Genomic DNA, 12,827 nt, shown 5'->3' on the forward strand with positions numbered 1-12,827 from the left:
CGTCGCACACAGCGGACTCACAGGGACGAACGCGTCCCGCCGGCCCGCGTCGACAGGAAGGTGGGGCAGGTGCCGCGGACCAGACGCGTGAGCCACGTGGCCGCGGTCGCGGTCCTCACGCTCGTCGGCCTCGTCGCCCTCACCGCACCCGCCCACGGCGCCGGCCCGGCCGGTCACGCCACGGCGGGCACGGTCGTCGCACCGGACGCCCGGACGCGGTCGCTCGTCGACCGCGCTCGTCTCGACGCCGCCGTCACCCAGGTCGTGGGCGACGTCGCTGCCGCCGTGGAGCGCGCCCGGACCGACGTCGCCGCACGCCTCGTCTGGCAGCGGGACGCCGTCGCCGCCTGGTGGACCGGTTCGGCACCCGCCTGGGCGCACGACGCCGCCCGCGTCGGGCCCGCGCTCTGGGACCTCGCCGAGCACGTCCGCGAGCTCATGCGGTCGCAGGCGGTGCGGTGGCTGTCGTGGGCGACGGGCGACGGGGCCGTAGCGCGGGGCTGAGGTCGGGCCGGTTCCCTGCCGACAGGTCGGGTCCAGGTCGCTGTGCTTGTGGTCGGACCTGGACTGCGCTCCGACTACTGCGCTACGTCCAGGTCCTCCGTGCTCGTGGTCGGACCTGGACTGCGCTCCGCAGTCGGCGGATGCCGCCGCAGGCGGCCTCCACCGACTACTGCGCTACGTCCAGGTCCTCCGTGCTCGTGGTCGGACCTGGACTGCGCTCCGACCGCCTGCGCGACGTCCAGATCTCTGTGCTTGTGGTCGGATCCGGACTCCGCTCCGTAGATCGCGAGTGCGGCCTCCGGCCGACCTCACCACCTACTGCGCGACGTCCAGATCCTCCGCGCTTGTGGTCGGATCTGGACTCCGCTCCGTAGATCGCGAGTGCGGCCTCCGGCCGACCTCACGATCTACTGCGCTACGTCCAGATCCTCCGTGCTTGTGGTCGGATCTGGACTCCGCTCCGTAGATCGCGAGTGCGGCCTCCGGCCGACCTCACGATCTACTGCGCTACGTCCAGATCCTCCGCGTCGACGATGGAGTAGGCGTAGCCCTGCTCCGCCAGGAAGCGCTGGCGGTGGGCCGCGAACTCCTGGTCGACGGTGTCGCGCGCGACGACCGTGTAGAAGTGCGCGGTCTTGCCGTCGGACTTGGGGCGCATGATCCGGCCGAGGCGCTGCGCCTCCTCCTGGCGGGAGCCGAACGACCCGGACACCTGGATCGCGACGGACGCCTCGGGCAGGTCGATCGAGAAGTTCGCGACCTTGCTCACGACGAGCTTGTGGATCTCGCCGGCGCGGAACGCGTCGAACAGCCGCTGCCGCTCGCGCACGGGCGTCTCGCCCGTGATGAGGTCGGCGTCGATGTGCTCGGCGAGCTCGTGGAGCTGGTCGAGGTACTGGCCGATGACGAGCACCTGGTCGCCGTCGTGCTGCGCGACGAGCCGCTCGACGACGCGGTTCTTCCCGGCGGCGGTCGCGGCGAGGCGGTACTTGTCCTCGGGCTCGGCGGTCGCGTAGAGCATGCGCTCGTGGTCGGGCAGCGTGAGGCGGACCTCGATGCAGTCGGCGGGCGCGATGTAGCCCTGCGCCTCGATGTCCTTCCAGGGCGCGTCGAACCGCTTGGGGCCGATGAGGCTGAACACCTCGTCCTCGCGGCCGTCCTCGCGGACGAGCGTCGCGGTGAGCCCGAGGCGGCGGCGGGCCTGCAGGTCGGCCGTCATGCGGAAGATCGGCGCGGGCAGCAGGTGCACCTCGTCGTAGACCACCAGGCCCCAGTCGCGCGCGTCGAGCAGCTCGAGGTGCGTGTAGACGCCCTTCCGCTTGGTGGTCAGCACCTGGTAGGTCGCGATGGTGACCGGGCGGATCTCCTTGCGGGCGCCCGAGTACTCGCCGATCTCGTCCTCGGTGAGCGTCGTGCGCTTCACGAGCTCGTCGCGCCACTGCCGCGCCGACACGGTGTTGGTCACGAGGATGAGCGTCGTCGTCGACGACTTCGCCATCGCCCCCGCGCCGACGAGCGTCTTGCCCGCGCCGCAGGGGAGGACGACGACGCCGGACCCGCCGTGCCAGAACGACTCGACCGCGTGCTCCTGGTAGGGCCGCAGGTGCCAGCCGTCCTGCGCGAGGTCGATCTGGTGCGCCTCGCCGTCGACGTAGCCCGCGAGGTCCTCGGCGGGCCAGCCGAGCTTGAGCAGCACCTGCTTGAGGTGCCCGCGCTCCGACGGGTGCACCACGACGTCGGTGTCGTCGAGGCGCGCGCCGAGCAGCCCGGCGGTGCGCTTCGACCGCATGACCTCGGCGAGGACGGCGGCGTCGAGCGCGTGCAGCACGAGGCCGTGCACGGGGTGCTGGACGAGCTGCAGCCGCCCGTACCGCGACATGGTCTCGGCGACGTCCACGAGCAGCGCGTGCGGCACCGGGTAGCGCGAGTACTCCAGGAGCACGTCGACGACCTGCTCGGCGTCGTGCCCCGCGGCGCGCGCGTTCCACAGGCCCAGCGGCGTCAGCCGGTACGTGTGCACGTGCTCCGGTGCTCGCTCCAGCTCGGCGAAGGGGGCGATGGCCCGCCGGCAGGCGTCGGCCTGGTCGTGGTCGACCTCGAGCAGCAGCGTCTTGTCGCTCTGCACGATCAGCGGGCCGTTCGTCACGTGGTCTCCTTCGCCTCGTCGGCGGCAGTGGTGTCGCCCCGGGTGCCGGTCGGGTCGTCGTCGGCGCGCTGCACGGACGCGATGCGGTGCACCGCGACGGTCAGCTCCGCCTCGCGCGCCGGGTCGACGGCCCGCAGCCGTCCACCCTCGACGTGCACCGGTCGCAGCAGCCGCCGCTCGGGCACGCCCTGCGGCCCGACGAGCTCGACCCAGACGGTCGAGCGCTCCGCGGCCGCCTCGCGCAGCAGCACCAACGCCGCGGCAGGGTCGGCTGTTCCCTCGCCCCCGAGGGCGGCTCGGCCCGACCCGCGGGTGCCGCCCGCACCCTCGCTCGCGACGGCGTCACCCGCGCCCGGGAAGGCGCCAGCGCCGCTGCGGCCCGCGCCGCGCGCGTCCCCGACCTCGGCACGCACCGTGCCGCGTGCGCGGACGGCGGCCGCGCGACCGGCGTAGGACGCCCCCGCCTCGTCGACGCTCGTCCCCACGGCGCCGACGCCTGCGGTCGCGCCAGGTGCCGGACCGCTGTCGCCGCCCGCGCGGTCGGAGGAAGACGCACCGGCCCGGGTCGCGTCGTACCCCGGGTGCACGGCGTCACGCGCCGCCCGCGTGACGCGGTCGCTGACGAGCTCGGCGTCGGCCCGGCGGAGCTCGGGGACGAGCGCGGCGAGCCGCTCGTCGGGCAGCGGCTCGCGGAACGCGGTCGGCCCGGTCGGCGCGACGGCGGCGCTCGCGCGGCGGCGGGCCGCGGCCGCACCACGACGCCCCACGCGCCGCACGAGGGGCGCGAGATGCAGCACCTCGCCGTCGGGTCCCTCGGTCACGGGTGCGAGCCCGCGCTCACGGAGCGTCTCGACGAGCTCACGCGTGCTCGCCTGCGCGGCCAGGACGGTCGGCGCGAGCGCGACCAGGCCGAGGTCGGCGAGCCGCGGGTCGTCCACCAGCCCGGCCAGGAGCGTCGGGTCGTCGGCGCGCACGTAGCTCGACGCGGTCCCGGCGCGCAGCCGACCGTGCCGCCGGGCGGCGTCGCGCACCAGGTACTCCAGGGGCTGCGGGACGACGCCCCGCGCGTGCGCCGCGAGGTCCGCGAGCACCTGGTCCGCCGTCGCGCCCGCGTCGAGCGCCGCGCGCACGGTCGTCGGCGTGAACCGCACGGTGAGCGCCCCGCCGCGGGACTCGGCGTGCGACGTCGCGTCGAGCAGCGCCTGCAGCGCGGCGCTCGGGCGGCCCGGGACGATGCCCGTCAGGTCGCCCTGGAGCAGCACCTCGTCGACGGCGGGCGGCAGCGCGGCGGCGAACGCGTCGGCGGGGGCCGGGTCGTCGGGCGCGGAGCCGAGCAGCGCACGCCCCGCCGGCGACAGCGCGCCCGCACCGAGCACGCCGAGCCTTCCGGCCTCGACGAGCACCGCGGTCACGGCCTGCTCGGGGGGCACCGAGCGGGGTGCGCGCCAGCGCAGCACGTCGAGCACCTGGTGCGCGGTGAGCGCCACGCCGTCCGCGTCGGCCAGGACGCCGAGCACCGAGCGTCGCAGCCGCGGTGCCCACGTCCGGTGCAGCTCGGGGTCGAGGGCCGCGCGCACGGCGCCGCGCTCGTCCCGGCTGCCCACGAGCCACGGGGTCCGCGGCGTGGACAGCCACGTGCGCGCGAGCACGGCCCACCGGGCGGGCACGTCGAGCGCGGCCCAGTCGTCGAGGTCGAGCGTGGGCAGGAACGTCGGCGACTCCTCGCCGTCGTCCGCGACGAGCCCCGCGGCGCCCGCGAGCTCGACGACGAACGCCGCCTCGGCCTCGTCGACCTCGAGCGTCGTGGCGACGCGCCGGAGCTCGCGCACGCCCAGCCCACCGGACCGCAGGACGGGTGCGGGGGCCTGCTCCCACAGGTGCGCGAGGCGCGCGACGAGCCGGACGACGTGCTCGCCCGCCGCGGCGGACTCGGCCGTGACCAGCGCGTCGGCGCGGTGCGGGGCGTCCGTCGGCACGGTCGGCGCGAGCGCGGGCGCGCGGTGCGTCCGGCCGCCGCGCAGAGCGAGCGCGACGCGCCGCGGCAGGACGACGTGACGGCTGTCGCCGTGCACGAGGAGCCCGCGCCGCAGCAGCCACTGCACGGCGCCCGCGGTCGCGGTCGCGTTGGTCGGGGCGAGACCCACCGGAGGACCCCACAGGAGCGCGTCGACGACCTGCCGGGCGCCCGCGGGCGCCTCCTGGAGCAGCGCGCGCACCTCGGCCGGGTCGTCGGGGCCGGTGCCGCGGCCCTCCGCGGGCTGCTCGCCGCGGTGGTGCTCGACCGGTGCGAGGCCCGCGGGGTACGGGCCGAGGAGCTCCGCGAGCCCGGGTGCCGCGTGCAGGGGCACGTCGGCGCGCGTCGACGACCGGCCGCGGGGACGCGAGCCCGGCTCCGCGAGGTCGGGGTGGATCAGCGCGCGTGCCTGCGCGTCGACGATCGCGGCGTCGACGAGCCGCCCGCCCGCGGCGTCGTCGCCCGCGACCGCGGCGCGCACCGCGGCGGCCGTCACGGGACGCTCGGCGCCGAGCGCGACGACGGCCTCGACGACCTGCAGGACCCCCGCGTCGACGGCGGCGAGCGCCCGTTCGAGGCTCGCGCGGCTGGTCGCACGGGCGGCCAGGGACGACAGCGTCGAGGGGGACGGCGACGCGAGGTCCGGGCGCAGGCGCAGCAGCGTGACGAGGTCGTCGTCCCCGCACGCGCGCAGGTACCCGGTGAACGTGGCCATCCGTCCCACGATACGTTCCCGCCCTGGCGGCCGGTGGTGGCCGGGGCGACGCTCCACCGCACGGCGGAGCGTCACGGCCGGCTCCGGACTAGCGTGCGAGACGTCCACCCGCCCTCGTCCGGAGGTCAGCCGTGACCGGATCCCTCGACCCCAGCGCCGGCCACGTCGGCGCCGACGCGCTCGCGGCGCTGCTCGCCGACGCCCGCACGCAGCACGACGGCGTCGTCGCGCTCCGGCACGCGCTGCACCGCTCGCCCGAGATCGGCCTGTCGCTGCCGGCGACGCAACGCCTGGTGCTCGACGCGCTCGACGGTCTCGGGCTGGAGGTCACGACGGGCAGCGGCCTGTCGTCGGTGGTCGCGGTGCTGCGCGGCGCGCGCCCCGGCCCTGCGGTGCTGCTGCGCGGCGACATGGACGCCCTGCCCGTCACGGAGGAGTCGGGTGAGCCGTTCGCGTCCGAGAACCCGGGCGTCATGCACGCGTGCGGGCACGACCTGCACACCGCGGGCCTGGTCGGCGCGGCCCGGCTGCTCGCGGCCCGCCGCGACCAGGTCGCCGGCTCGGTCGTGCTGATGTTCCAGCCGGGCGAGGAGGGCGACCACGGCGCGCGGCTCATGATCGAGGAGGGCGTGCTCGACGCGGCCGGGGACCGGGTCGTCGCCGCGTACGCGCTGCACGTCATGTCGTCGCTGCTGCCGACGGGCGTCGTCATGTCGCGGCCCGGCACGATCCTGGCCGCCGCCGACACGGTGCACGTCACCGTCCACGGACGCGGCGGGCACGGGTCGATGCCGCACCTCGCGGCCGACCCCGTCCCGGTCGCGGCCGAGATCGTCCTCGCGCTGCAGGCGATGGTCACGCGCCAGTTCGACGTGTTCGACCCGGTCGTCGTCACGGTGGGCCACATCCTCGGCGGCACGACGGACAACGTCATCGCCCCGACGGCCCGGCTCGAGGCCACCGTCCGCACGTTCTCGGAGGCCGCGCACGCGGTCGTCCCGGAGCGCCTGACGCGCGTGTGCGAGGGCGTCGCCGCGGCGCACGGGCTGACCGTCACGGTCGACTACCAGCGCGGCTACCCGGTCACCGTGAACACCCCCGACGAGGTCGCGCGGGCGGCGCGCGTCGTCCCGGCGCTGCTGGGTCCCGGCGCGTGGCAGGACGCGGCACAGCCCCTGCCGGGCGCCGAGGACTTCTCCTACGTGCTCGAGCAGGTGCCCGGCGTGTTCGTCGCGGTCGGGGCGACGCCCGTCGGCGAGGACCCCCGCACGGCCGCGTACAACCACTCCGCGCACGCGCGGTTCGCCGACGACGCGCTCGTCACCGGCCCCGCCGTGCTCGCCGCGCTCGCGCTCGACCGGCTCGCGCAGGGCTGACCGCGCCCGCCGAGCGGGCGGGCGGGTGGTCGAGCGGAGAGGTACGCGCACCGCGGCGGCACGGGCCGGTAACCTGGAGGGTCAGGACGTCGAGGGGACGTCGTCACGCAGAAGGACAGGGGTTGCCGTGCCCACCGGCAAGGTCAAGTGGTTCGACACCGAGCGCGGGTTCGGGTTCATCGCCGACGACGACGGCGGCGAGGTGTTCCTGCACGCGTCCGCGCTCCCCGCGGGCGTCGCGCCCAAGCCCGGCACCAAGGTCGACTTCGGCGTCGCCGACGGTCGTCGCGGGCCGCAGGCGCTGTCCGTGAAGATCCTCGACCCGCTGCCGTCCGTCGCGAAGGCCGCGCGCAAGCCGGCCGACGACATGGCCGTCATCATCGAGGACCTCATCAAGGTGCTCGACCGCGTCGGCAACGACCTGCGCCGCGGCCGCTACCCCGAGAAGGCACGCGCCACGCAGTACGCCACGCTGCTGCGCCGCGTCGCCGACGACCTCGAGGCCTGAGCATGGCGGTCGCCACGAAGGACGCCGTCCTCGGCAACGCCGTCGACCTGGCCCGCGAGGTCGCGATCGGTATCGCCGAGAACCCGGCGGACGTCGGCGAGCACCTCGGCCACGTCGTCGAGGGCGAGCGGCTCGTGTCGCACCGCTTCGCGTGCCTGGCCCGGGGCTACCGCGGGTGGGAGTGGACCGTCACCGTCGCGCGCGTGCCGCGCGGCCGCACGCCCACGGTCTGCGAGGCCGAGCTGCTGCCCGGCGACGACGCGATCCTCGCCGCCACCTGGGTGCCGTGGTCCGAGCGGCTGCGCCCCGGCGACATCGGCCCCGGCGACGTCCTGCCGTTCCGCGCCGACGACCCGCGCCTCGAGCCCGGCTGGACGCCCACCGGTGACGACGAGCTCGACTCCGTCGCGATCGACGAGCTCGCCCTCGCCCGCGCCCGCGTGCTGTCCCCGCAGGGTCGCGACGAGGCCGCCGAGCGCTGGTACCGCGGCTCGCACGGCCCGACGACCGCGGGGTCGCTCGCAGCGTCCGCGGCCTGCGCGTCCTGCGGGTTCCTCGTGACGCTGCAGGGGTCGCTCGGCACCGTGTTCGGCGTCTGCGCCAACGAGTGGTCGCCCGACGACGGCAAGGTCGTGAGCCTCGACCACGGGTGCGGTGCGCACTCCGAGACCGAGGCCGAGGCGCCGCCGAGCGACTGGCCCGCGCCCGACCCGCTGATCGACGAGATGCGCGTCGAGGTCGTGGCCCACGCCGCGCCGGTCCCTGCCGCGGACGAGGTCGTGGTGGTCGAGGCCGCGGCGGGCGAGGCCGTGGTCGTGGAGGCAGGAGCGGACGAGACCGTCGTCGTCGTGCCGGCCGCCGCCGACGAGGCCCACGCCGACGGCGCCGTCGCCGACGAGGCGGGCGCGGACGAGGGCGTCGGCGGCGAGGCTGCTGCGGACGAGGTCGTCGTGGAGCCCGCGGTGGCGGCGGAGCTCGTGGAGGAGGCCCTCCTCGAGGAGCCCGTCGCCCGGGACGACGCCCCCGCCGGCACGCCGGCGGCCGAGACCAGGACCGACCCGGAGCAGTGACGCCCGACGCCCTCGGCACCGCGGCCCTGCGCGCCGCCGTGCTGGGGGCGTGGCGCGCGTCCCCGGCACGCCTGCGGGAGGACGCGAACACCGAGGAGGACCACGCGCGCGGCTACTACCGCGACCGCGTGGTGGTCGAGCTCGCGCAGAACGCGGCCGACGCGGCCACGCGCGCGGGCGTCGACGGGCGGCTGCTGCTGCGCCTGGCGCGCGCCGACGACGGCACGCTCGTGCTGGTCGCCGCGAACACGGGTGCGCCGCTCGACGAGGCGGGGGTCGCGTCCCTCGCGTCGATGCGCGCGTCGTCGAAGCGACCGGACGGGGGCACCGCGCCCGAGCGTCGGGTCGTCGGACGGTTCGGGGTGGGCTTCGCCGCGGTGCGCGCGGTGTCCGACGAGGTCTCGGTCGTGTCGACGTCGGGCGGTGTGCGGTTCAGCCTGCGGGACACGGCGGGGCTGCTCGCGGACGCGGCCGCGGAGGTGCCCGCGCTCGCGGACGAGGTGCGTCGCCGGGACGGCTCGTTGCCCGCGCTGCGGCTGCCGTTCCCGGCGGACGGCCCGCCTCCCGCGGGCTACGACACCGCGGTCGTGCTCGAGCTGCGCGACGAGGTCGCGGCCGACGAGGTGCGGGGCCTGCTGCGCGCGGTCGACGACGCGCTGCTGCTCGCGCTGCCGGCACTGGTCGAGGTGGTCGTCGAGGACCTGACGTCCGACGAGCCGCCCCGGCGCGTGGCGGACGTGGGCCGCCGGTGGCTCGTGGCGTCGGCGGAGGGTGAGCTGCCGCTCGCGCTGCTCGCGGACCGCCCGGTCGAGGAGCGGGCCGCGCGGGACTGGCGCGTCACGTGGGCGCTGCCGCGGTCGGGCGTGCACGCGGGGGCGCGCGTGGTGCACGCGCCGACGCCGACCGACGAGCCGTCGACGCTGCCCGCGCTGCTCGTCGCGACGCTGCCGCTCGACCCGACGCGTCGGCGTGTCGCGCCCGGGCCGCTCACGGAAGCCCTGCTGGACCGCGCGGCGCAGGTGTACGCGACGCTCGCGCAGCGGGTCGCGGCGGACGGCGGGGACGCACTCGCGCTGGTCCCGACGGGCCTCGCGGACGGCGCGCTCGACGGTGCCCTGCGGGCGCGCGTCGTCGAGCGGCTGGCGCGCACGCCCCTGCTGCGGCGTGCGGGCACCACCGGCCGCCCGGACGCGGACGGAGGGCGCGCGGATCACCCCGACGCCGACCGCGACGCGGGGCGGCGCCCGGATCGCGCCGACCTCGACGCGGGGCGGCGCACGTCGGCCGTGGTGGACGGCCCGGACGACGGCGGCGGTCTCGTCGCGCCGCGCGACGCGGTCGCGGTGCAGGGGGAGGCCGGTCGGGGGGACGCGGTCGCGGCACTGGGCGCGCGCGTGGCGGGCCTCGTCGAGCTGCCGCCGGGTCGCGAGGCGCAGGCGCGGACGCTGGGCGTCGAGGTCCGGTCGCTCGCGGACGTCGTCGAGGACCTGCCGGCGGTGGCGGACGCGTCGTGGCCGGACCTGTACGCGGCGCTCGAGGGGCTCGCGGACGACTCGCGCGCGCGGGAGTCGCTCGGCGCGCTGCCGGTCCCGCTCGCGGACGGCCGGGTCGTGCGGGGCGCGCGCGGCACGCTCATGCTGGACGGCGACCTCGCGGACCGGCTCGGCGCGGACGCGCTCGACGTGCTGGGCCGGTGGGGGCTGCGGATCGTCCACCCGGCGGCGGAGCACCCGTTGCTGCAGCGGCTCGGGGCGTTCGACGCGGACGCGGAGGCGCTGCTGACGCAGCCGGCGGTCAGGGCGGCGGTGCTGGCGGCTGCGGACGACGACGACCTCGACGCGGCCGTGGAGGTGACCGACGCGGTGCTGACGGTCGTCGCGGCGACGCTGCCGGGCGGCCCGCCGCCGGAGGCACGCCCGTGGCTCGGGCTGCTCACGCTCACGGCGGCCGACGGTGAGCCGACCCCGGCCGACGGGCTCGTGCTGCCCGGCGGTCCTGCGGCGGCGCTGCTCGACGACCGCGTGCTCGCGCCCGTGTCGGTCGGGGACGTCGACCGGTGGGGTGCGGACGTGCTCGAGGCCGCGGGGGTCCGGGCGGACCTCGTCGTCGTGCGCGTGGACCACGTCGTCGCGGACGCCGCGTCGCTCGGCGACGACACGTCCGACCCGTGGGTGCTCGCCGCGCAGTCGCTGGACGGCTGGGAGGAGTACCTGGACCACCTCGCGGACCGCCTGGGCCCGGGCGCCTACGTGGGCGAGGCAGTGGCGGTCGCGGACCTGGACGCGGTCGCGGACGGCGCGTGGCGGGCGGTGCTCGCGCGGGTCGGCGGGGAGCCGGCGCTGCGTCGCGCGCTCGTCGAGCGGGTGCGCGGGGAGGACGGCGCGACGGCCCCGTCGTACACGGCGTGGTGGCTGCGGACGCACGCGGACCTCGCACCGGCGGGTCCGTTCGCCGCGAGCGGCCCGGGTGGGGAGGCCGGCGCGGACGCGGTCGTCGCCGCGCTCCTGCCGCCCGCGCCCGACCTGCTCGCGGCGTGCGACGTGGGCGTGCAGCGCGCGCTCGGGGGTGTGGCCACGCTCGCGGAGGTGGACGAGCCGGCGTGGACGGCGCTGCTCGACGCGGGGACCGTCGGGTCCGCGGTCGACCCGCGCGTCGCCGCGGCCGTGTGGCGTGCCGCCCGGCCGGACGTGCCGCCGCAGCGGGTGCCGGCGCTGGTCGGCGTGGGGCGCGTGGCGGTCGTGCGGGCCGACGACGCGGCGGTCGCGGACCGGCCGATGTGGTGGCAGCGCACCGACGTGGCGGCGGTCGTGCCCGGGTCGGCACGCACCGCCGAGCTGCTGGACCTGCCGCTGGTCGACGAGCTCGCGCCGGGCGAGGTCGGTCCTGGGGGCGAGGTCGTCGACGTGCCGGCCGAGGCGCGGGCGCTGCTGCCCGACGCGCCGGCCACGTGGGTCGAGCACGACGACCTCACGGTCGACGGCGCGCCGGTCGACTGGTGGGTCGAGGGCGCGGGCCGGGACGCCGTGGTGCACGCCGTGCACGTGTCCGGGCTCGCCGCAGGGCTCGCGCAGGCGGCCGGGCGGTGGGCGGCGAGGTTCGCGGTCGAGACGGTGCTCGTCGACCCGACGCGCGCGGCTGAGGTCGCGCTCGACGCCGCCTGGGGCCCCGAGGGCTGATCTCCGCCCGCGGGTCAGGCCGCGGCGGTCGCCAGGGCGGTCGCGGTCGCGAGGGCCTCGGGGATCGCCGCGAGGTGCACGTGCGCGACCTCGATGGGCTCGTACCCGGCGGCGACGACGGCGGCCGTGTCGTTCTCCTCGTGCGCGAGCACCGCGGCGAGCACGGGACCGAGCGGGCCGGTCTGGTCGCGCAGCGCGTCGGCGATGGCCTCGGAGACGCCGGACCGCTCGATGATCGAGTCGATCGACAGCTTGAGGTGCGACGCGACCGCGGACAGCATCCCGACGACGTACCCGGCGTCGGTCCCGGCGAGCCGCGAGCAGGTGAGCGCGCGCGTGAGGACCGACCACAGGGGGCCGACCGCGGCGGTGCGCGCGTCGACGAGCGACGCCATGGCCAGCGCGTTGAGCTGGCGCGGGCCGACCAGCACGACGGCCTGACGCACGGAGTCGATCCGCCGCCGCACGCCGCTCGCCGAGGAGTTCACGAGGTGCAGGACGCGCATCGTGAGCTCGGGGTCCGACTCGACGACGTGCACGACGGCGTCCTGGTCGGGGTACTCGGCGGACAGCAGCCGGACGAGCTCGAAGCACTGCACCTCGCCCGCGGACAGCTGGCGGCCGGCGTCGGAGCGGTGCCGCTCGAACATGGGGCCCTGCAGCAGGTCCGCGCCGGCGGACAGCGCCGCGTGGATGCGGTCGCGGGAGTCGGCGCGCTCGGCGATGACGTGCGCACCGCACTTGTGCACGTGCGCGACGAGCTGGTCCAGGCGGTCGAGCTGCGCGGCGACGTCGATCTTCACGTAGTCGACGATCGAGAGGAACTCGTCGTGCGCGGGCAGGCCCGCGTAGTCGCCGAGCGCGAGCCCGTAGCCCATGTGCTTGAGCGCGATGACCTGCTCGGCCGCGTCCTCGCCGGACGTCATGTGCCCGGGGATCTCGACGACGACCCCGCCGCCGGCGGGCGGCAGGTCGTGGCCGCCCATCATCACGCGGGTCGTGGCGCGCAGGATCAGCAGCTTGTCGCCGGACAGGAGGTCCGGGTCGAGGATCCGGTACTGCGCCTCGACGAGGTGCTCGACCCGGTGCTCGGGCTCGACGGAGCCGTCCGGGGCCATGACGGACGCACGGACCGCGTACCCGAACACCGACCTGTCGGGGTGCACGATCGGCTGGCGGTGGACGACGGCCGATCCGACGTGGGCGGGCGGCTGGTCCAGCTGGTACATGCGGTCGTCCCTCTCCTCCGAGGTGCGAAGTGCTGCTGGTCCACCTATCGGCAGGAGCCGCGCGGAAGTGAGGAGACGGGTGCGAGCAC

General features: G+C 76.9%; 8 protein-coding genes. 5 read left to right on the forward strand and 3 right to left on the reverse strand.

Annotation, left to right across the window (positions count from 1 at the left end; genetic code table 11):
* Positions 1-69: 69 nt before the first annotated feature.
* Positions 70-504 (forward strand): hypothetical protein, encoded by a 435-nt coding sequence (locus GXP71_RS19760; protein WP_162354075.1) that lies wholly within the window; start codon positions 70-72, stop codon positions 502-504.
* A gap of 499 nt (positions 505-1,003) precedes the next feature.
* Here the strand turns inward: GXP71_RS19760 and GXP71_RS19765 are convergent, their stop codons facing one another.
* The gene (locus GXP71_RS19765; RefSeq protein WP_162354076.1) at positions 1,004-2,650 is read right to left on the reverse strand and encodes a DNA repair helicase XPB; all 1,647 of its coding nucleotides are present in this window, start codon (positions 2,648-2,650) and stop codon (positions 1,004-1,006) included.
* On the reverse strand, positions 2,647-5,379 hold the full coding sequence (locus tag GXP71_RS19770; protein ID WP_162354077.1) for a helicase-associated domain-containing protein: 2,733 nt from the start codon (positions 5,377-5,379) through the stop codon (positions 2,647-2,649). The genes GXP71_RS19765 and GXP71_RS19770 overlap by 4 nt, the downstream gene beginning before the upstream one ends.
* 131 nt (positions 5,380-5,510) lie before the next feature.
* Between GXP71_RS19770 and GXP71_RS19775 the strand changes: the two genes are divergently transcribed.
* The 4 genes from GXP71_RS19775 (at position 5,511) to GXP71_RS19790 (ending at position 11,509) form a co-directional block, all read left to right on the forward strand.
* Complete coding sequence (locus GXP71_RS19775; protein ID WP_238402518.1) at positions 5,511-6,755, forward strand: M20 family metallopeptidase; 1,245 nt, start codon at positions 5,511-5,513, stop codon at positions 6,753-6,755.
* Positions 6,756-6,882: 127 nt separating this feature from the next.
* The gene (locus tag GXP71_RS19780; RefSeq protein WP_162354078.1) at positions 6,883-7,263 is read left to right on the forward strand and encodes a cold-shock protein; all 381 of its coding nucleotides are present in this window, start codon (positions 6,883-6,885) and stop codon (positions 7,261-7,263) included.
* 2 nt (positions 7,264-7,265) lie between these two features.
* Positions 7,266-8,333 carry a DUF3027 domain-containing protein gene (locus GXP71_RS19785; RefSeq protein WP_162354079.1) on the forward strand — a complete coding sequence of 356 codons (1,068 nt, stop codon included), beginning with the start codon at positions 7,266-7,268 and terminating at the stop codon, positions 8,331-8,333.
* The gene (locus GXP71_RS19790) at positions 8,330-11,509 is read left to right on the forward strand and encodes a sacsin N-terminal ATP-binding-like domain-containing protein (RefSeq protein ID WP_162354080.1); all 3,180 of its coding nucleotides are present in this window, start codon (positions 8,330-8,332) and stop codon (positions 11,507-11,509) included. The genes GXP71_RS19785 and GXP71_RS19790 overlap by 4 nt, the downstream gene beginning before the upstream one ends.
* A gap of 14 nt (positions 11,510-11,523) precedes the next feature.
* Here the strand turns inward: GXP71_RS19790 and GXP71_RS19795 are convergent, their stop codons facing one another.
* Positions 11,524-12,738: an EAL and HDOD domain-containing protein gene (locus GXP71_RS19795; protein WP_162354081.1), complete on the reverse strand. Its 1,215-nt coding sequence runs from the start codon at positions 12,736-12,738 to the stop codon at positions 11,524-11,526.
* Positions 12,739-12,827: the final 89 nt, after the last annotated feature.

Origin of the sequence: Cellulomonas sp. H30R-01, assembly GCF_010119915.1 — a bacterium.
Lineage (GTDB): Bacteria > Actinomycetota > Actinomycetes > Actinomycetales > Cellulomonadaceae > Cellulomonas > Cellulomonas algicola.

Bases quoted from the DNA above. Each gene is read 5' to 3' on its own strand.
- GXP71_RS19770 (WP_162354077.1), bottom strand. From the start codon at position 5,379: ATGGCCACGTTCACCGGGTACCTGCGCGCGTGCGGGGACGACGACCTC.
- GXP71_RS19795 (WP_162354081.1), bottom strand. From the start codon at position 12,738: ATGTACCAGCTGGACCAGCCGCCCGCCCACGTCGGATCGGCCGTCGTC.
- GXP71_RS19785 (WP_162354079.1), top strand. From the start codon at position 7,266: ATGGCGGTCGCCACGAAGGACGCCGTCCTCGGCAACGCCGTCGACCTG.